Source organism: Algoriphagus locisalis, from assembly GCF_900116615.1.
Lineage (GTDB): Bacteria > Bacteroidota > Bacteroidia > Cytophagales > Cyclobacteriaceae > Algoriphagus > Algoriphagus locisalis.
Genome location: NZ_FPBF01000003.1, coordinates 683,537 through 704,792, shown reverse-complemented (window position 1 = coordinate 704,792; position 21,256 = coordinate 683,537). Strand labels below are relative to the sequence as shown.

The window sequence follows — 21,256 nt, the reverse complement described above, 5'->3', positions numbered from 1 at the left end:
AAAAATAGTAATTCTCGAATGCGCTGGTACGCTTTTTTGCTTTATCCTTTTGCTTTGCTGTACGATTTGGTCACTAAAGTGCGGAATTGGTTTTTCGATTTAGGCTGGCTGAAAAGTGCCTCATCTCCGATCCCAAGTATTGTAGTAGGGAATCTGAGTGTGGGCGGAACGGGCAAAACACCCATGGTAGAGTACCTGATCCGAATGCTAGACAATCAGATGAACGTAGCAACATTGAGTAGAGGCTATGGGAGAAAAACCAGAGGGTTTCTTGAAGCGAATGAGCAAACTACTCCGCAGCAAATCGGTGATGAGCCTTTTCAGATTTTCCAGAAGTTTGGAAGTGAGGTCTCTGTATTTGTGGGTGAAGATCGGGTGAATGCACTTGAGATTATAGCATCAAAAAGCGTGGTTCCGGAATTGGTGATTTTAGACGATGCCTACCAGCATCGCTATGTAAAAGGGAATTTGACTATACTTTTGACTACTTATCAATCATCATTTTTTTCAGATTTTCTTCTGCCCATGGGAAGACTCAGAGAAAGTAGAGCTGGCGCAAAAAGAGCCGATGTGATCATAATCACGAAGTGCCCAAGAGACTTGGCAAGTTCTGCGAAAATTGAATTGACAAGGCAAGCATCGGATTATAGTGAGCCATATACTCCTGTTCTATTCTCTTCAATTTCTTACGGAGAACCAGCTCCTTTGCAGGATTCAATGCCTTTTTCTAATAATGTAATCCTACTTACTGGCCTGGCAAATGATCAGCCACTTGTAGAATTTGTAAATGAGAAATACGAACTGATGGAGGTCCTGAGCTATCCCGATCATCATGATTACACTTTAGCTGATTTTAGTAAAATTCAATCCCTCGTAAAGCAACTGGCGTCAGAAAATCCCGTTGTACTTACGACCGAAAAAGATGCGGTAAAAGTTAAATCCAATGCACCCACAGGTTTTCTGGAAGAAATTCCGATTTTTGTGCTTCCCATTGAAGTTAGTTTTTCAGCTGATGATGAACTTACTCTAGCCAAACTAATCCAACAAAAAGTCTTAAATAGAGACAATAGCTAAGTGAATAAACGGATACTCTGTTTCATATTTTTCCTCAGTGTTGTGAGTCTAAACTCCGCTTTTGCGCAAGTGACTACTCCCCCAACACGACAAAATCCTAACCAAAGGAACCAAGAAGTGACAGACCCGGACGAGGAAACTGGAGAGAGAAGATCGTTACTCGATGATAGCACGAAGATGGTTTATGGGCCGAATACGAGTTTGTACTTTTTTGAAAAAGATATCAAGCGGAATAACCTCATCCTCTACCCGCAGGATACAGCTTTGAATAATTTCCACAATTATGCGCCAGTATCGAAAAGTAATTGGAAATATCAGGATTTAGGAAATATCGGGAGTGCGACTAAGCCTATTTTCTATGAAATACCGGATGTAATAGGGACGAGAGCGGGTTTTTCAGTATATGATTTATACTTCCATGCACCAGAGGACAATAAGTATTTTGATACGAAATCACCATTTACTGAGATGTCTGCTTTTTTTGGTGGAGGCCAGCGGAATATGCTTGATTTGGCATTTGCCAGAAATATCAACCCCAGATGGAATGTGGGATTTGATTTCCATACCATTCGAGCTCGAAAAACGCTGAATCCTAACGCCAGAGACGATAATATGACCGTGCAGAATTCGTATTCTTTGCATACCAATTATCGCTCAGAAAACGGAAAGTATTGGTTTTTGGGGAATTTTTCAAGAATGCTTCATAAGGTAAATGAGATAGGAGGGATCATTCCTCCTGAGGTGGATACTACTTCAGTATATTTCACCTATGAGGATGCGAAAGTTTGGCTGAGTAATACCCAAGCGAGTGATTTGCGTCAGGAATATAGGTTTTATCATGAGTATAGCATCCGGGATGAATTGCAGATCTATCATATTTTCGACCAAAAGAATAAGAAGTTTTCCCTTTCTGCTGCGTTAACCAGCAGTGATTCTCTTTTTTATCCTACGGAGAGGCTAAATGCAACACCGGAAAATACACAGGCGGATACCACTAGAAATTACAGTGACTTCAAAGAATTCGGTAATGAAGTGGGCTTCAAGGGAAGTTTTAAGGGCTTTTATTACAATGCGCACGCAAAGTTCAGGGCGGGAAGAATGAAAAGTACTTTTTACCCTGATAGAAACAATTTCAACGAAGTTTACCTAGGAGGTGAGCTGATCGGGAAAATTTCCGAAAAATGGTCCATTAGTGCCGATGGGGAATACCTGATTCCTGGAGCTTTTAGGCTTCATGGCTTGTTTGTGTCTCCTTGGCTTGAAGTTGATTATACCAAGGCAGTCTATAAGCCTACTGCCATGCAGCAGATGTATTATGGTAATCACTACCAATGGGATAATGATTTTGACAACATAGGTGTGGACCAGATTCGGGGAGTTTTTAAGATCGATTTCAATAGAATCAAGCTAAGGCCTTCTTTGACCATTAACCGGGTGAATAATTATGTGTATTTCAATGAAAACCGGGAAGCTGAGCAGGCTAGTGGAGAGGCATTTATGCTGATTCCCGGCTTGAAATCCAGTATCAGGGTTGGTCAGAAGTTCCAGTGGGATACAGAGGTTATTTTCACTCAGATTTCAGGTGAGTCGAGTGATAATTTTAGGATTCCCCAGCTGTACGCCAATACTAAATTCTATTTTGATAGCCCTATGTTCAATGAGAATGTATATGTGCAATTGGGTGTAGATATACGGTATCACTCCGATTATTATGCTGAGGCATATAATCCTTCTACACAGCAGTTTTACCTTCAGAATAGCTTCAATATCTATGCTTACCCCATCGCTGATGTTTTCCTTGATTTCCGTATTAATCGTACCCGTGTTTTGCTGAAATACAATCACTTGAACAGCGGATTGATGAGTAATGAGGGCTATTTTGTGACTCCGGATTATACTGGTTATAAGTCTTTTATAGACTTGGGGATTACTTGGTATTTGTTTGATTGACGATGAGCTGGGAAGAAAGTACGAGACAAAAGATGTTGAATTTGAAACTACCTACCGATCCGAGGTGGGTGGGTGTAGCAGAGATGAATTTGCAGGATGTACTTACAGATCATGCCTATTGCGAGCAAAAGGCAGCATCTTCCTGCATCAGTTTGATTTTGAGATTCAACGATTTGGATGAGCTGGTGGATACTTTGACTCCAATTGTGTCGGAAGAATGGGGGCATTTTGAGCGTGTGCTTGAGCAAATCCGGTCTAGAGGGCTGCAGTTTGGCTTTCCCAGAAAAGATGAATACGTAGTCGCCTTGACGGGTTTTGTGAAAAAAGGAGGAAGTAGAATGCAGCAGCTTACCGAGCAATTGCTAATGAATGCTTTGATCGAAGCTAGGAGTTGTGAGCGGTTCAAGCTTCTTTCCAATCATCTGAAAGATCCTGAGCTAAAGAAGTTTTATTACGAACTGATGGTGTCTGAAGCGGGGCATTATGTGACCTTCATCGAGTTGGCAAGAAAATACCAAGATCCTGATTTAGTAAATGAGAGATGGCGGGAATGGCTAACTTTCGAAGCTGAGGTGATGAAGAATCTTGAAGTACGTGGGGATCGAATTCACTAGCCAAACCTTAAATTTCCTAGTCGAATAGAGAATTCCGCTGTAATTATTTATACTTGAGTTATCTAGGCATCTTTGCCTTACAAATCCGTTCCATTACGAACACACTATGAATTTGATCGAAAACGTACGGGAAGCAGTACGATCCATAAAAGTAAACTTGCTAAGAACAGTTCTCACAGGAGCTATCATTGCCATTGGCATTTCATCTCTTGTTGGGATGCTTACTGCCATTGATGGTATTAAAACCCAAATTGCTGATAGTTTTTCGGGTTTGGGAGCAAATTCTTTTGATCTCAGAAACAAGGGATTCAGTGGTGGCAGAGCGATTCAGGATGGTAAAACAGAAAAAACCTACCCAAATCTCACCTATAGGGAAGTAATGAGCTTCAAGGAGAAATACAATGAAATAGGTATTTCCACTGTTTTTGTGTCAGTCACCGGAGCAGCTGAGGTAAAAAGAGGTTCCAAGACTACTAATCCTAATGTCAGAGTTCGTGGTGGGGATGAGAATTACCTAAGTATTAAAGCAATGAAACTAGAGTTTGGCAGAAATTTCACCAGTCTAGAGGCTCAAAACGGTTACAATATCTGCATCATAGGTAAAGAACTTAGAGAAACACTTTTTGAACAAAATGAAGAACCTATCAATCAAAAGATAACTTTTCTAGGTAGGCCATATACCATAATAGGTGTGTTAGAAAAGCAAGGTGGGGTAGGGCCTGACCAAGGTGCTGATCGACAAATCCTAATTCCAATTGAAAATGCAAGTCGTCTGGATCAGAGAGGAAGTTTCAATTACAATGTCACTGGCGTTGCTTCGGGACCTGATCGCATAGACTATGAGATGGGGCAGGCTATCGGAATGATGAGAGAGATCCGTCAAGATCGTGTCACTCAGGAGAATTCGTTTGAACTAGCGAAAAGTGAGTCTGTAGCAGAAAGCCTGGAAGAAGTTGCTGGCTACCTAAGAATGGGTGGTTTTGGAATAGGTTTTATCACCTTGCTAGGGGCCTCCATTGGTTTGATGAACATTATGTTGGTTTCTGTGACTGAGCGTACACGGGAGATTGGTATCCGCAAGGCTCTAGGAGCCACGCCGCTGAGAATACGACAGCAATTTCTTCTTGAAGCAATCATGATCTGTATCCTAGGTGGTGCGATGGGAGTTATTCTGGGAATATCCATAGGTAATATCATCGCATTGGTAATCGGTGTAGGGGGATTTTTGATTCCTTGGTTATGGATGATTGTCGCCTTTATAATATGTATTGCAGTAGGGTTGATGTCAGGATATTTTCCAGCTTTCAAAGCTTCCAAATTAGATCCTATTGAATCGTTGAGATACGAATAGAAACTACTTAAAAAGCTAAAGTCAATTTCTTCATTTGTAAGATTGATGCTTTTGTTATCTCGTAATATCTCTTTTGGTTGATCTTAAAGTAGATTTCTGGTTTTGAAAGTTTTTAGTCAGTAAATTCTTAAAGATTCTCGTCATTTTGAAAATGTGCTAGCTCAATTTTCCCATTTTCTGTAGTTCTGTTCCAAGTCAGATTGGTAGCTAAAGGAAAAAGATGTGCACTGGATTCGAAAAAGTGCATCATGTATCCAGCAGTATTTACAAATACCACCAGATCTCCGATTTGAGGTAGGGATTTTAACGGTATTTTGCGTTTCAGCAACACATCTCTTTCCAGACAATATGCTCCGGTAAAGAAGACTTCCACAGGGTTATTTTCCTCTTCTTTTTCCTGATATAGAACGAACGGGTCCAGTAGAAAATCAGCACTTCCACTTAGCATCTGAGTCATGTTCATTTCAAGTCCTACCAGCCAATCTCCTTCGGAGTCCTGCTTTCTAAAAGCCACTTTCGCAACAGTTAAACCCACTTGATCGAGCATAGAGCGGCCTGGTTCCATACGAATTTCTATTCCAAGTTCATTAGCTAGTTCAGCCAAAGTTTCCTGCGAATTATTTTTATAGGTTAGGATTTTACGAAGGAAATCGCCTTTGGTGACGGGGCTCCAGAAGGGGTAGGTTTTCAACTCTCCGTGCAAGACACCTGCCAGTGATTCCAGCCCTAAGCCTTGATTCTCAAATGTTATTGGCCTTACTTTTCCACTGACCGCCTTGCGAAGTTGTTGATTGAAATAATCCCATTCAGTTTCGTGTTTCAGATAGTTCATGAGAATTCCCCCTCCAATGTCGATGAATTCTGTCTTCAAACCTTTTCTGGCAAGTACCTGAGAAAATGACAAACACTGGTTCAAAGCAAAACATCTGTGCTCGATGGAATATCCATTCAGATGAAAATGTAAGCCTTTGTATTCTAAATGATTAAATCGGTCCGACTCGATAAGGTTGGTGGTGATGAATTTGTCGATTTCCAATAGATCAAAGCCAAATCTGCTGTAAAGTTTCCTTTCCTTCAAAAAAAATCCTCCAATTCGGAATCCGATTTTTGCCTTTGTGTTGCGTTCGGAAGCTACTTGCTGCACTAATTCACATTCATCCTCATTATCTATGATAAGTAAACTGCCATTTTCCACTACCTTTTCTACTAGCAATTTGTTTTTAACCGCTGCGGTGACGATCAAGTCTTCCGGTGAGATTCCCATTTCTAAACACTGCATATACTCTTGAAGGCTGGCAGTGTCTATACCCATTCCTAATGCTTGGGCTTTCTGTACCACGCATTTGGTCTTATTCGCCTTTCTTGCAAAGAAAATTTTGTGCTTCAGATCCAGCTCTTCAAAGGCGCGATGATATGAATTATAATTCTCTTCCATTGCGTCGGTTTGATGGATGTTAATAGGAGATCCGAATTTGTCAATTAGCTGATTTAAGACATTCATTTCGCCCATAAGCTCATGCATCCATGGGGAAGTAATAGGGGTCAAAGTAGGTAAAGTAGCCATTAGTAAAGGTTTGAGTTGAGTTGTGATTGGGCTGCGATGGTTTGAACTGATTCTGTCACTTCTTTTGCCCAAGCGCTGACAAAGTCATTTCTTTTGCGTGAAAGGCTGTCATTATCATAGGTAAGGCCTTCTGTGGGTGTTCCAGTGAAGGTTATGGCGCTGTTGGCAGATTCAGTTTCATCTATAGGATGTCCTTTTTCATTGATAGCTATGCAGCCGGGTCGATAATCCAGACGTCCTTCTTGCCGATTTGTATAGGGATGGATTAGGCCTTTCTCTATCAAATTGCCAAAAAAACCGCCAGCACAACGATTCAGGTTTATTTTCGGGATTCGAGCATCTATCAGGAATTCAGCTTGAATGGATTTTTGTTCTTTATTAGTAAGACTATAGGTGGTGGATGCAGAGATTTCCGGATTCTGCGCAAAAGAAAAATCGATTAAGCCGGCTTTAGCTATTGCTTCGATTTTCTTCATGTTTTCAATGGGTGGTCCGTAGGAGATCCTATTTAGGTGACCTGCATATTTTTCAAGAAAAACCCTTTGGGACTGAGGTTTTAGACCACCGAATTTATACAGCTCATTAAAGGATTCACTCAGATGTCTCCAGAGGTCCGCAGTGGCAGCAAAGGCACTTTTCTCTATACCAATCTCAGCCTCTAGAATACTTTCTTGAATATACTTCAGGGTGGATGAATGCACATCTTCTCCAGTTGGTGATGCTTCAAGAAAACTGTTGAAATCAAATCTGATTATATCAGGAAATTGCTCATGGAAATGTTCGATTTGAAGTGCCACTTCGGCAAAATCCCGGCTCAATTTGAGCTCAAGTCCTTTGGATAGGAATAATTTGGAATAATACACAGCTTTGAATTCCTCTTCAATCAAGGGGAGAATTTGTCTTTCAAAATCATGTTTTCCATCTAGAGCTTCTACAAAATCCAGTGATTCTTTGGTGAAGAAAAGCGGGGAATGGAGAGGTTTTCCAAATGTGTTGCCTCTAGGAATCATCGGCAAACCGGATTTTGAAAAGGGGTAAATTATCTTAGGTTCTTCCCCGGATTTGAGGTAAGTCAGAATCCCATAGTTATCTTCCTTGAATTTACCATTTCTGCCTTCTGTAAGGGCAAGAACAGCATCTATAAAAGTTAATCCCATTCCTTTGATCGCCACTGTGCTTCCCGCTGTTACTTGGGCTAATCGCTGAGTAACAGGATAAATAAAATCTATATAATTGGAGCTAGAATGATTTTCAGGGTCATTTATACAAGGATGCCCAGTAGCAATCAGGATATTTTGAAATCCTTTTTCCATAAATTCTGAACCTGATGATGACTCTTGGTAGCTGATATGATAATGATCATCCGATTTATCTATATCCTTCACTTCACCCACATGCTTGATTAGGCTGATATATGATGGGCAAGCATCGATTAGAGCATTGAATCCTTCGGTCAGGTATCTTCCTACAGTAGCGCGTGACGAAAAAGTATAAGCACTTGCCTCTGGGAATTCATGGTTATGATCTCTAAGCCATTCGACGAAAGATTTTGGATGGGAAACAATGGGTTCTGGCAATTGATCAGGCCACATGTTGATGTAGCCATTTACATAATTCATCATCAGAAATCCAGGTTGATCAACCCTGTAAATGTCCCCTGCTCCAAAGGAATTAGATTTATTGAACAGATGAATTTCAATCGGAATTGCTTCCTTGCCCTTTACTAGATTAGCAAGCAGACGCTCTAAACCGTAGAGTCCTTTTGGTCCAAGTCCTATAATGCCAATCTTTACCTTAATTTCTTCTTCTGTCATTTTGATTCTTTCTTTGTGAGTGCTACGTGTCTTTAGATCAGGGTATGCTCTAGCTGATCAATATTTTCGCTTACCCAGTTTTCGTTGTAAATAGTGTCCAGGTACCGTTCCCCACGATCACAGAGGATCATTGCGATGCTGGAACCCTCGGGTATCTGGGAAGAGAATTTTTCTACCGCATGAGTTACTGCTCCTGAAGATCCTCCGCAAAGAATCGCTTCTGAATCTAAAAGTCTGTGACAGCCGGCTACGCATTCTGAATCGCTCACGTGAACTACATCGTAAATTGAATCTCGCTTCAAAAATTGGGATTCTCTACCTGCACCGTGGCCTGGGATCTTCCTTTCTCCGGCGGGTGTTCCGAAAATCACGCTGCCCACTGCATCCACAGCGATTATCTTGGTCTTTAGCTTATTCATTTTAATGTACTCAGCGCAGCCCATGAGCGTGCCACAGGTGCTGGTAGCAGCAAATAGATAATCGGGAGCCTGACCCAGATCCTTCACTATCTCATGCATCGTTTGCTTATGTGCCGTCGGGTTTTGATGATTTGCGTACTGATTCGTCCAGAAGCTTCTGGGGTTGGAAGCTATTAATTGCTGAACTCTATCAAGTCGTGCTTGAAGAAACCCACCTACTTCGGCTGGCACAGTTACATAGTTTACTTTAGCGCCATAGGCTTTGATGATTTTGATGTTTTGTTGGTTTACCATGGGATCTACCACTACTTCTAGTTTCAAGCCGAAATAGTTGCAGGTTTGTGCCAGACCTATTGCCATATTGCCCGAGCTGGATTCTACTACTGTATCACCCTTTTTCAATTGCCCGTTTTCCATTGCGTGAGTGATCAGCTGGAGGGCTGTTCTGTCTTTGATACTACCTCCCGGGTTGAAGGCTTCCATTTTTGCAAATACCTTGAATTTAGATTTTGGAAATAATCTGTTTAGCCTGATCAGTGGAGTTCCTCCGACAGCATCTAGTATTCTGGAAAAGTAAGGTTGGTGTGGATAGGTCATAGTTGGTTGAATTAGAGGAGTCAGTGCTTTTATGCAATTTTCAGATTGCTTCTTTTTGCTTATCTAAGGCTGATTTTTTGGGTTAATTATCACCAATTGGTATCTATCAACACGCTATATTTTTGGTAGATGGCTGGAGGACAAGCGTAGGAGTTTCTGATGTTTTTATCCGAGTGTTCACACCTTTAGCTGAAAATAGTCCCTGCAAAGCCTTTTCATAAAACTTACTGTTCCTGCTCCATTCATCTTCAGATTCCATGTCGAGCTGCAGGTATTCTATGGTGTTGAGAAAGTGGCTGGAGATCAATTTTGTGATCCATTCAAAATCCACAGTCTGAATTCCTCCTAAGCCCACCTTTTTTCCATGGTACTGAGCCCAAGTAGCTGTGAACACCACGTCTTCAGTGAAAATGTTTTCAAACATTTCTTCTTTTTGCCTTATAGAAGGATTCCTCCAGAGTTCTATAAGGTTGAAATATTGCCCATGTCTGAGAATAAAGTGCTCCACAATCTCAGAGAAGCTATGTTTCCGATAGGATGTCTTAATTCTCTCACTTGAAAAATTATCAAAGCAAAGTTCAAGATTAAAGTTTTTTGCCAAAGTAGGAACAAGCCAATCGTACCACTTTAAGCCGTTTTTGGTGTTGAATTTTGTGCATTCTATGCCAAGCTTCAGAGAAGTGACCCCCTCAGATTTGAGTCTTTCAATTTCGAGATTTACTTCTCGTTTGCTTTTTACGCGAAACCAAGTTGCACATTCCAGTTCTGAAGGGATTTTTGCTGCACTTAAGTCAGGGTTCATAATAGTTGGATTTTTGGTTTCTATACTTTAAAACTCTTCATGATAATGGAGATATCACTTGTTAATTCAAAAAAGTAACCAAAAGCAAAAGCCTCTTCAAAAGTCTTTAAAAGGCAGTTTCTAAATTCATGCCTGGCAAATGAGAGACTAATTTTACTCATTTTGAGGAGTAGATTTGAGGAAATCAACAACTTGGAAAAGTTCTGAAAATGAGGTCTGCGAACTGACTGCTAGGGGTAAGGAGGGTTTTAGTTTAAGTGTTGTCCAGCTTCAAATAACTCATAAATCTGCATGTTCTTGTTTTTTTAGTTCAAGAGATCACAGTCGTGTACTGTAGGCTCGATTTGGGAATATTTTTTCACACAAGACCTGTAGGAAGGCTGATTTTACGATCTTCAATAGCATTAAGTGGCTGAATCCGCTTAAGAAAGACCTATTTCCGCTTTTGGCTGTATGATTGATCCATACGATGGAAATCCACAAGCCAACTATTCAAAATAGTATGTGGCAACCTTCCCAATCAATCCTCCATTTGTCATTGATGATGCTTGTGTTAAACTATGGGAGATACCCTGCTCCGGAGTTTTGTGAGGTTACAATCAGGGTTGTCAGACACTTTATTTAAATTACTGAAATGAAATCGAGCCTGCCTGAGGCAGACAGGCATGTCGAAAACGACACACAGAAGAATGATTATTCACCGTGCGAGATTCCTCCCGATAGCTATCGGGATGGCCTTTAAAAATCAAATTATAAACATATGAAATCGAGCATGTCGAAGATAGTAAAACACAAGGATGATTATTTCTCATGCGAGATTCCATATGACCATAAAAAAACAAAAATAAACATATGAAATCAAAGGAAATACTTCTTATAATTACACTCTTAGTCTTGGGTACGTACTTTTCTGTTGTGGGAATTATTGAGGCAGGGGGCTTTTTAAAACCTCTAGCTATCGCTGCTTTGTTGACCTTGATTTGTATTCCTCTATGTAGAAGAATGGAAAGCTGGAAGTTTCCTAGAGGCCTTTCAGCACTTTTAAGTGTGCTTTTGAGTTTTTTAGTTTTCGTGTCTTTCTTTCTCATTATTTCTGCGCAAGTGGCAAATATCTCTGATCGATGGCCTGAGTTAAAGCGTCAAGCAAAACCAAAATTGGAGGAGTTGCAGAAGACAGTCACCGAGAAAACCGGACTTAACCTGCAACAACAATTAGGGGTGTTTGGCTTTTCTGGGCAATCCCCACAGAATGACACTGAAGCTGAGGCTAACCAATCACTAGGAGAAAGCCAGTCTAGCGAAAAGACTACGTCAGATTCACAGCCTACGCCAGAGAAGGTGGTTTCCAATGCTTCTCAGGAAATCGGGAATATAGTGATGAACTTCTTTAGCTTTCTTTCCAGTGCTGCACTGACATTGGTTTACTTATTCTTTTTGCTGCTCTATAGAAAGAAAGTGAAGCTTTCGATCCTGAGGTTTTTCAGTAAACAAAACCGAGAGGAAGCTGAGGAAGTTATGAAGCATATCATAGAACTAGCCTTGAATTTTATTGTAGGACGATTTATACTGATAGTCTTTTTAGCTATCATTTATAGTATAGGTTTGTCTGTTTCCGGTATTGAAAACGCCGTTTTGATAAGTCTAATAGCTGCAGTTTTATCCTTGGTCCCTTTTGTAGGAAATATAATAGGATATGTTTTAGCTCTTACTATGGCAGTTTTTTCAGGCGCACAACTGGGAGGGATTGTAGGAGTGACACTGACCTTCGGATTAGCCCAGTTTGTTGAAAGTTATATTTTGGAGCCCTATGTGGTGGGTAGCAAAGTTGAGGTCAACCCACTGGTCACGATTGTAGCAGTCATACTTGGAGGATCTATTTGGGGTATCGTTGGAATGATTCTGAGTATTCCCATTGCTGGAATAGCAAAGATAGTTTTTGATGCTACGCCTGCCCTCAATCCTCTCGGTTATGCACTAGGTGAAGAGGATGTAGAGGGAGCAGATGAACAGAATTTTCTTAGCAAATGGGGGGAGAAGCTGTTGGATAAATTCAGTAAAAAATAAGATACTCTGGTTGGCAATGCGGTACTTTACTACCACCTTTTTTATGATGTCTTTGAAAACTTCGTGGAATTTTCAAGAAAAGCCTCCGCTAATTTCAATAAATTTCCTTCATGAAATCGAATCAATTTGATGCAATTGTGGTAGGCTCAGGGATCAGTGGAGGTTGGGCGGCAAAGGAGCTTTGTGAGAAAGGATTGAAAACTTTGGTGCTGGAGCGAGGAAGAGATGTCACACACCTGAAGGATTATCCCACGATGACCGCAGCACCTTGGGAGATGCCACATCGCAATCAAATTCCCAGAGCCGATAAACTTGAGAATCCTGTTGTAAATCGCTGCTACGCTTATAAAGAAGATACGCAGCATTTTTTTGTCAAAGATTCGGAGCATCCTTATGTACAGGAAAAGCCATTTGATTGGGTGCGAGGCTATCAGGTTGGTGGTAAATCGCTGATTTGGGCGCGACAAACTCAGCGCTGGAGTAAATATGATTTTGAGGGGCCAGGACGAGATGGTTTTGCAGTGGATTGGCCGATTCGCTATGAAGATTTGGCTCCCTGGTATAGCTATGTGGAAAAATTTGTGGGAATTAGCGGAAGCTATGAAGGTCTCGATACGCTGCCGGATGGGGAGTTTTTGAAAGCATGGGAAATGAACTGCGTAGAAAAGGAGATTCAGCAGCGGATCAAGGCTGCCTATGATGATCGGGATGTAATTATCGGCCGATGCGCTCATCTCACTGAGCTAAAAGATGTTCATCTCGCCCAAGGGAGAGGGCAATGTATGGCAAGAAATCAGTGTTATCGTGGCTGTCCTTTTGGAGGTTACTTCAGTTCCAATTCTTCTACTTTGCCTACAGCCGCCAAAACGGGAAATTTGACTGTGAGACCGGATTCAGTTGTCCACTCGATTATTTATGATGAGCAAAAGGGCAAGGCAACTGGCGTTCGTGTCGTGGATCGCATCACAAAGGAATCTTCGGAGTATTTTGCGGAAGTAATTTTCATAAATGCATCTGCTCTAAACAGCAATTTGATTTTACTGAATAGTGCTTCAAGTAGATTTCCTAATGGGCTTGGGAATGACTCAGGGGTACTTGGAAAATACATTGCATTCCATAACTATCGGGGATCCATCAATGCCAATTACGAAGGGTTTGCTGACAAATACTACTTTGGAAGAAGACCTACTGCGGTGATGATGCCCAATTTCAGAAATGTCAAAAAGCAGGAAATGGACTTTATGCGTGGCTACATGACTTTTTATACAGCTGGAAGAGCGGGTTTTGGACATGCTCCGGAGGCTCCTTTTGGTGCGGAATTTAAGAATGAGAATTCAAAACCCGGGCCTTGGTCAGTTTATATGATGATGCAAGGAGAGACAATTCCTAAAGAATCAAATCATGTCAGTCTAAGTCCAGATCAGCAAGATGAGTGGGGTATTCCATTGCTTCATATTAATGTGAGTTATGATGAAAATGACGGGAAAATCTTGCAGGATTTCCACGAGCAAGGAGAAGAAATGCTGACCAAAGCAGGCTGTGTGAATATCCGAAAAGGCGATAGTAAGCAATCTCCGGGCTTGGATATACATGAAATGGGAGGAGTAAGAATGGGAAGAGATCCAGAGACTTCTTTACTCAATGGATTTAATCAGATGCATTTGGCTCCGAATGTCTTTGTCACCGACGGTGCTTGTATGACTTCGACTGGAACGCAGAATCCATCCATCACCTACATGGCTTTGACAGCTAGGGCAGTTGATTATGCTGTGAAAGAAATGAAAAAAGGAGCGCTACGGTAAGGTTTACAAAAATGGGTTAACATGTTATTAAGATCTAATCTTACCGATCCTGCATTCCCTTTCCTTCCATGATCTTTGGGATGCACTTTTCAATCCTGGATTCCCGGGTTTTGGCTTGCTTAGGTGCAGATAAAAACAAAATATAGCCACGTTGTCTTCCAGGTGTCAGGGCTTCAAACGCAGTTTTGAAAGAGGGGTCACGGTCGAGACGATTTTGTAATTCGACTGGAATAGGTTCTGGGTTTTTCTTGAATTCTACTTTCAAACCTGCTTTTTCTACTTCTATTGCTTCGAAAATATAGGCTTTGATGATTGGTTCAAGTGAGACCACTTGGTTTACATCAGTAAACTTGAGCAGTCGGGAAGCTTGGGAGTTTTCGCCAGGTTTATCGAGAATTTGCTGTTCATCCTGCAGCAGGGAACCTTTGAAAAAATTGATGGAGCAGTAATCTTTGAATGCGGCCAGAATCAGCACATTGTTACCTTGAAAGGTAAACGTAGGCACTCCCCATTTCGATTCTTCCGTCATCCCACAAGCTAAAATTATTTTTCTCAGTTGGGTTAATTCCTTGGCCCAGGTGTGGACTTTGCATGCTGCTGTGCCGCCTAGTGGGCAGCGTCCACAGCCTTCCGTGTAGTATGCTTCTATGGAGGTGTTCATGTTGTTTTTTGGGCTATTTTTCCAACTTAGTTTCCAGGACAAGCACGGTTCTATTCGGCACATACAAGTAAATGCATTGATGCTCGTCGGTCGGGTATGTTACTTTTTCATCCAATCGCTCAAAGCCAGCATATTCCTTTTCGTCTGAAGTTAGTAGGATCTTGTAAGTCCCAGCATTTTTCACATAAATTGGTAGCCCGAAAAATGATTCAGTTGGATGAAAAGAGAATACAAAAATCAACCCTGATCTTTCGTAGGCTAAAATCTTTTTGTCAGGATCCAGATAGAGTTGATCAGCAGGGGCTGCAGCTAGGAGTTGGTAATTTGTAGCAAGCTTGATAATTGCTTTGTCCCAGGCATCAAGTTGTCCATATCTAAGTAAAGGGTCGTCAACGAGAGACCATTGACGGCGAGCGTGCTGATGACTCCAATTATTTCCCTCTCGTGGAAAATCCACCCAATCAGGATGGCCAAATTCATTTCCTATGAAATTCAAATAGCCTTCCCCACCAAGCGTGAGCGTTACTAACCTTATGAGTTTGTGCAGTGCTACACCTCGGTCAACTACTAAATTTTGCTGAAGTTGAGACATAGAAAAATACATAGCTTCTTTCATCAGCCGGAAAGCCAGCGTTTGATCGCCGACTAGTGCCTGATCATGACTCTCGGCATACCCTATAGAACGCTCTGCTGCGGGACGATTGGTAAGCTGGTGCCAAAGCTCAAACATATCCCATTCCTCGTCCTGCTTATGTTTCAGGGTTTTGATCCAAAAGTCCGGTACACCCATTGCCATTCGGAAATCAAAGCCGATTCCTCCGTCACTAATAGGACGGGCAAGTCCCGGCATTCCACTCATATCTTCAGCAATGGAAATATTACCAGGTTTCAGGCTGTGAATTAAGGTGTTTGCCAGCTGTAGATATAAAACGGCATCCTCATCTACATTTTCATCGAAGTATAAATCCACCGAATCAAAGTCCATGAAAAGCCCATGATGGTGGTACATGATCGAGGTCACGCCATCGAATCGGAATCCATCAAAATGAAACTCCTCCAGCCAATAGCGGATATTGGAAAGCAGAAACTGCTGCACTTCCCGCTTGGCATAATCAAATACTTTGGAGTCCCAAGCTTCATGATAGCCCTTGTCTCTGGGGTGGAAATACTGATGTTCGCTGCCGTCAAACTCGTTCAGGCCTTCGTTCACATTTTTGATCGCATGGGAATGTACGATGTCCATCACCACAGCAATTCCCATCTCGTGAGCTTTATTCACCAGCGATTTCAGCTCTTCTGGAGTGCCAAATCGGGAAGTAGGGGCAAAGAAGTTTGAGACATGGTAGCCAAAAGATCCATAGTAGGGATGCTCCATGATCGCCATCATCTGAATGGTATTGTAGCCTGCTGCTTTGATTCGAGGGAGTGTGAATTCCTCAAACTCTTGGTAAGTGCCGACCCCCAATTTCTCCTGAGCCATGCCTACGTGACATTCATAGATCAGCGGTTGTTTGAGGCTATTTGCTGTTGTAAAGGAATCGTCCGTCCACTGAAAATCTTCTGCAAACCAAAGTTGGCCTGCTACGTCGTGTGTGGTTTCGTCTTGTATGACTCTTCTGATATACGCCGGTATTCTGTCCAAGGCACCATTAGCCGCCACCACGTGGACTTTCACTTTGCTTCGGTGCAGGAAGCTTTCTTTGTATTGATCAAAAGGCAAGAAAATTTCCCAGTCGCCTCGTGGGCTTTTTTTCATGGGGTGAGAGCTCCTATCCCAGTTATTAAAATCGCCGAAAAAGTAAAGCTGCTTGGCAGCAGGTGCCCATTCCCGATAGACCCAGCCTTTTCTCCAGGCCTCATAATGAATCCCGTAGAAATTGTGGATAGACGCATATTCTAGGATGTTGCCACTGAAATCATTGATCTCTCGAATCGCCTCCTGATATCGGTCAAATCTTCGTTGAATTTGCGGTTCGTACTGGGCGAGCCAGGCTTCCTCCCGAACCAACGCTAGTTTCTTTGAATCTTCCACGTAGAGTTTTTTTGTTGAGTTGAATTTAGAAAAATGTAGGTGGAAATCATCAATCTTTCACTTTACTCCTCGTTTCTTTTAAACATAAAAAAGCGGCAGAAAAAATTATCGTCTTCTACCGCTTTGGGATTTTACTTCTAAATCGCTTGGTATCTGCTAGATTACATCTGTTTTTCTTGGGTCTGGACCATACTCATTTTCTCCTTCTTGACCTTTTTTGGCTGCAAGCCAGATAAAACCAATGAAATTCACGGGAGGCGGAATTAATAAGTATAGGGCATATTTCCAATCAAGCCCGATATCGTGGAGTCTTTTGATGGCCTGCACTAATAAGATGCAAATGGAGGCTACCAAGGCTACCCCTGCTCCATAAAATATTGCCCATGATTGACTCTGGAAACTATCCCAAATGATCATCAGACAAAGAATATTGATAAAATAAAAGATGATAAACATCACCAGATACATTCTTCTGGTGATTCTTCCTACTGGTTTGAATAAAGAGTTCATACTTAAACAACGATCTCAGGATTAAGTTGTTTAAGTGTCCACTGATAAAATTAAATTTGGCTTTAGTGCTTTTCGTAAACCATTTCAGGTTCCAGAACTTCTACATTGCCTTTTTCATTGATCTGATCGAGGGTCACCAATTTCAGTTCATTGATAAGCATAGGGTCGTATTTGGCAGCGACGCGGATGTAGTTTTCTGTGAAGCCGTGGATTTTTCCGTCTTCTACGTCTTCTTCGAAAAGAACTGTAAATGTCTTTCCCAGATTCTCAGTATAGAACTTTCTTCTTTTTTTCTCTGAGAGGATACGAAGCATTTTGGAACGTTCATTTCTCTTTTTCATAGGAACCACCTCATCCATTTCAGCTGCACGGGTGTTTGCCCGCTCTGAATAGGTGAATACGTGCAGATAGGAAATGTCCAACTCATTCAGGAAGTTATAGGTTTCGAGAAAAAGCTCGTCTGTTTCGCCCGGGAACCCAACGATTACATCTACGCCAATACAGGCGTGAGGCATCAGAGTTTTGATTTTGGTTACACGATCTACATACAGCTCACGTAGGTACCTTCTGCCCATTTTTCTCAAAATGGTATTGGACCCGGATTGTAAGGGAACATGGAAATGCGGGACAAATCGCTTGGATTGTGCTACAAAGCTGATGATCTCGTTTGTTAGCAAGTTTGGCTCGATGGAAGAAATCCTCAAGCGGTTAATTCCTTCCACTTCATCTAGTGCATATACCAGATCGGCGAAGCGTTCATTTCTCTTGCCATCAACGATGCCGAAATCTCCGATATTCACCCCAGTCAATACAATCTCATTGACACCAGTGGCAGCTATTTCTCTTGCAGACTGGAGCACGCTCTCAATTGTATTGCTACGGCTTTTGCCACGGGCAAGTGGAATAGTGCAGAATGCGCAACCGTAATTGCAGCCATCCTGAACTTTCAGGAAAGTTCTGGTCCGGTCATTAATAGAATATGCATTATTAAATACAGTTGCTTCTTGGATCTCAGATGCCAAGACTTTCGTTTCCTGCACTGCTGCAAAATCATCCAAAAGTTCAATTAATCGAAATTTCTCTGCTGCACCTAGCACAGCATCGACGCCTTCTATTTCAGAAATCTCTTTCGGTTTCAATTGCGCATAGCAACCAATTATTGTGACGTAAGAATTTGGAGAAATCTTTTTAGCCTCCTTTACGATTTTCTTACACTTCTTATCTGCATTCTCGGTGACCGAGCAGGTGTTGATAATGAAAATGTCGGGATTTTCCTGAAAATCGACTTTCAGATAGCCTTTTTCTTCAAATTGGCGGCTGATAGTGGAGGTTTCGGAGAAATTTAGCTTACATCCTAGTGTATAAAAGGCTACTTTTTTCACAATTACGCTTCTGACAATGAGATTGCAAAGGTAATTAATCTTCCCTTGTTTTCAATTTTCCAATTTTTCTGTGAGAATCGTAACTTTTGCCCGATATCGGTACCTTTTTGCCATGATTTATTGAAAAAAGTGTAATTTTTTCCAAAAAAGAGGTCAAAAATCAGTCAAAAGCATTTTCATATACATATTTTTCTATTTTTGTGTGTATAATTTTAAACCACATATTGTAGAAATGGCAACACTCAGACAACAAGCCTTAGGAATGGTGCAGACTAGACAGCGAGTAGCTGTAAAAGCTCCATCAAGCAAAATTTCAGACTTTTTTGGTACCAATACATTTGGAACAGCCCAAATGAAAGTGTCTTTGGCACCTTCGGCTTTCAAAAGGGTCATGGAAGCTATCGACAAAGGAACCAAAATTGATGCAGCTACGGCAGAAGAAGTAGCATCAGCAGTTAAAACTTGGGCCTTGTCCAAAGGTGTAACACATTATACTCACTGGTTTCAGCCACTGACAGGTTCTACCGCCGAGAAGCATGATTCCTTTTTCGATGCCCTAGGAGGACTTGAGAAATTCAAAGGATCTGCACTAGTTCAGCAAGAACCTGATGCTTCTTCTTTCCCTAATGGTGGTATCCGTTCTACTTTCGAGGCTAGAGGATATACTGCTTGGGATCCTACTTCTCCGATTTTTATTTTCGAAAACACGCTTTGTATCCCTACAATCTTTGTGTCCTACACAGGGGAAGCTTTGGATTACAAAACTCCATTGCTGAAGTCTATCGAAGCAATCAACGAAGCAGCGGTAGCTATTTGTCAATTGTTTGATAGAAACGTAAGAAAAGTACAGCCTTCTCTAGGTGTAGAGCAAGAATATTTTGTGATCGACAAGGCTCTTTTCGCAGCAAGACCTGATTTGGTAATGGGCGGAAGAACTGTTTACGGACATAGCCCAGCTAGAGGTCAGCAATTGGATGATCACTACTTCGGATCAATTCCTACACGAGTGAAAGACTTTATGGTTGACTTCGAAAACGAAGCATTGAAGTTGGGAATTCCTGTAATGACAAGACATAATGAGGTAGCTCCAGGTCAATTTGAAGTTGCTCCTTTGTTTGAAGAAATTAATAAGGCAACAGATCACAACCAATTGTTGATGGATGTGATGGAGAAAGTTGCTGAGAGACACGACTTGAAGGTCTTGCTTCATGAGAAGCCATTTGCAGGTGTAAATGGTAGCGGTAAGCACAACAACTGGTCATTGATCACTGATACCGGAGTTAACCTTTTCCAACCAAGCAATTCTGCCAGAGAAAATTTACAATTCCTTACTTTCTTGGTAGCTACTATCAAGGCTGTTTACGATCACTCTGATCTCTTGAGAGCAAGTATTGCTTCAGCTGGTAATGATCACCGTCTAGGCGCTAACGAAGCTCCTCCGGCAATCATCTCAGTATTCTTGGGTGCTACGCTTACTGAAGTATTGAATGAGCTGGAGAAAAACGGTAACATCAAGATCGAAAAAGGCGACAACATGTATATGAAATTGGGTATCTCCAAGATTCCTGAAATCATCCTAGATAATACAGATAGAAACAGAACTTCTCCTTTTGCTTTCACTGGCAACAAATTCGAATTCCGTGCTGTAGGTTCTCAGGCGAATGTCGCTGGACCGATGACAGTATTGAACGTGATCGTTGCAGATGTATTGGCTGAAATGGCTAAAGACATCGAGAAAGAGATGAGCGCTGGCAAAGAGAAGAAGATTGCAATTGTGAATGTATTGAGAAAATACATCAAGGATAGCAAAAAAGTACGTTTTGAAGGTGATGGCTACTCTGACGAGTGGGCAGCTGAAGCTAAGAAGAGAGGCTTGTCTAACTTGAAGTCAACTCCATTGGCATTAGATGTGTATGCTGCAAAAGCTACAAAAGAGCTTTTCGAAAGACATAATGTAATGAATGGGGTAGAGGTTCATGCCCGTCATGAGATCATGTTGGAGAACTTCATGAAGAAGATTCAGATCGAAGGCCGTGTGATGGGAGATTTGGCATTGAATCACATTATTCCAACTGCTATTCTATACCAAAACAAAATCATCCAAAACGCGAATGGTTTGAAAGGTCTTGGCTTAGATCACACTGCAGCGGTAGAGACGATCAAAGAAGTGTCTAAGCATATAGAATCTTTGAAATCTAACATCACTGCTATGGTAGAGGCGCGCAAGAAACTGAACAAAGAGACTGATATTGTAAAAATGGCAAAAGGATACCAGACCGAGGTGAAAGAAGCTTACTTCGACAAGATCCGATATGCAGTTGATAAATTAGAGTTATTGGTGGATGATGAGTCATGGCCACTAGTGAAATACAGAGAAATGCTTTTTCTTAGATAAGCTTTTCTTCACCTATTAATCAAAACCGCTCCGAAAGGGGCGGTTTTTTTATGTCAAATAAAAAATAGATAAGATTTGCCCATCATAGATCCACGGACTGTATCTGATTTTTGCGGGAGAAAATATAAAGGATTATCACTGCATATTGGATAATCAGGGGATTTAAAACTATTTAATTAATATTAAATAGGGGTTTTAAGATTATGAGCTACATAATTAAAAACT

15 protein-coding genes are annotated in these 21,256 nt (G+C 41.4%); 7 read left to right on the top strand and 8 right to left on the bottom strand.

Translation table 11 applies throughout. The features are described from left to right. The first annotated feature begins 18 nt into the window (after positions 1-18). From lpxK to BM386_RS11945, 4 genes are all read left to right on the top strand, one after another. A complete protein-coding gene (gene lpxK, locus BM386_RS11960; RefSeq protein WP_091694281.1) occupies positions 19-1,074 on the top strand; it encodes a tetraacyldisaccharide 4'-kinase in 1,056 nt (351 codons plus the stop codon). 42 nt (positions 1,075-1,116) lie between these two features. Beyond that, the gene (locus BM386_RS11955; RefSeq protein WP_244545514.1) at positions 1,117-3,024 is read left to right on the top strand and encodes a putative porin; all 1,908 of its coding nucleotides are present in this window, start codon (positions 1,117-1,119) and stop codon (positions 3,022-3,024) included. Between the two features lie 2 nt (positions 3,025-3,026). Continuing rightward, positions 3,027-3,638, top strand: a complete 612-nt coding sequence (locus tag BM386_RS11950; protein ID WP_170857086.1) for a MiaE family protein — start codon at positions 3,027-3,029, stop codon at positions 3,636-3,638. Between the two features lie 106 nt (positions 3,639-3,744). Further along, positions 3,745-4,989, top strand: a complete 1,245-nt coding sequence (locus BM386_RS11945; RefSeq protein ID WP_091694275.1) for an ABC transporter permease — start codon at positions 3,745-3,747, stop codon at positions 4,987-4,989. A 127-nt stretch (positions 4,990-5,116) separates the two neighbouring features. Here the strand turns inward: BM386_RS11945 and BM386_RS11940 are convergent, their stop codons facing one another. The 4 genes from BM386_RS11940 to BM386_RS11925 form a co-directional block, all read right to left on the bottom strand. Continuing rightward, complete coding sequence (locus tag BM386_RS11940) at positions 5,117-6,553, bottom strand: type III PLP-dependent enzyme domain-containing protein (RefSeq protein WP_091694273.1); 1,437 nt, start codon at positions 6,551-6,553, stop codon at positions 5,117-5,119. After that, positions 6,553-8,367, bottom strand: a complete 1,815-nt coding sequence (locus tag BM386_RS11935; RefSeq protein WP_091694270.1) for an FAD/NAD(P)-binding protein — start codon at positions 8,365-8,367, stop codon at positions 6,553-6,555. The genes BM386_RS11940 and BM386_RS11935 overlap by 1 nt, the downstream gene beginning before the upstream one ends. Before the next feature lie 32 nt (positions 8,368-8,399). After that, complete coding sequence (sbnA, locus tag BM386_RS11930; RefSeq protein ID WP_091694267.1) at positions 8,400-9,383, bottom strand: 2,3-diaminopropionate biosynthesis protein SbnA; 984 nt, start codon at positions 9,381-9,383, stop codon at positions 8,400-8,402. A 106-nt stretch (positions 9,384-9,489) separates the two neighbouring features. After that, a complete protein-coding gene (locus BM386_RS11925) occupies positions 9,490-10,185 on the bottom strand; it encodes a hypothetical protein (RefSeq protein WP_091694265.1) in 696 nt (231 codons plus the stop codon). A gap of 852 nt (positions 10,186-11,037) precedes the next feature. Between BM386_RS11925 and BM386_RS11920 the strand changes: the two genes are divergently transcribed. Further along, positions 11,038-12,249: an AI-2E family transporter gene (locus tag BM386_RS11920; protein ID WP_091694263.1), complete on the top strand. Its 1,212-nt coding sequence runs from the start codon at positions 11,038-11,040 to the stop codon at positions 12,247-12,249. 110 nt (positions 12,250-12,359) lie between these two features. Further along, complete coding sequence (locus tag BM386_RS11915) at positions 12,360-14,051, top strand: GMC oxidoreductase (protein ID WP_091694260.1); 1,692 nt, start codon at positions 12,360-12,362, stop codon at positions 14,049-14,051. A gap of 40 nt (positions 14,052-14,091) precedes the next feature. On the opposite strand, the gene BM386_RS11910 is transcribed toward BM386_RS11915, so the two are convergent. The 4 genes from BM386_RS11910 to mtaB all read right to left on the bottom strand — a co-directional run bounded on the left by BM386_RS11910 (position 14,092) and on the right by mtaB (position 18,636). Further along, on the bottom strand, positions 14,092-14,712 hold the full coding sequence (locus BM386_RS11910; protein ID WP_091694525.1) for a YdeI/OmpD-associated family protein: 621 nt from the start codon (positions 14,710-14,712) through the stop codon (positions 14,092-14,094). A 13-nt stretch (positions 14,713-14,725) separates the two neighbouring features. Next, the gene (locus tag BM386_RS11905; protein ID WP_091694258.1) at positions 14,726-16,744 is read right to left on the bottom strand and encodes an alpha-amylase family glycosyl hydrolase; all 2,019 of its coding nucleotides are present in this window, start codon (positions 16,742-16,744) and stop codon (positions 14,726-14,728) included. 156 nt (positions 16,745-16,900) lie between these two features. Beyond that, positions 16,901-17,254 carry a DUF805 domain-containing protein gene (locus tag BM386_RS11900; protein WP_091694255.1) on the bottom strand — a complete coding sequence of 118 codons (354 nt, stop codon included), beginning with the start codon at positions 17,252-17,254 and terminating at the stop codon, positions 16,901-16,903. A 62-nt stretch (positions 17,255-17,316) separates the two neighbouring features. Then, positions 17,317-18,636, bottom strand: coding sequence for a tRNA (N(6)-L-threonylcarbamoyladenosine(37)-C(2))-methylthiotransferase MtaB (gene mtaB, locus BM386_RS11895; RefSeq protein ID WP_091694252.1), 1,320 nt, complete (start codon positions 18,634-18,636; stop codon positions 17,317-17,319). 232 nt (positions 18,637-18,868) lie between these two features. Between mtaB and BM386_RS11890 the strand changes: the two genes are divergently transcribed. Further along, positions 18,869-21,031 carry a glutamine synthetase III family protein gene (locus BM386_RS11890; RefSeq protein ID WP_091694249.1) on the top strand — a complete coding sequence of 721 codons (2,163 nt, stop codon included), beginning with the start codon at positions 18,869-18,871 and terminating at the stop codon, positions 21,029-21,031. The last annotated feature ends 225 nt before the right edge of the window (positions 21,032-21,256 follow it).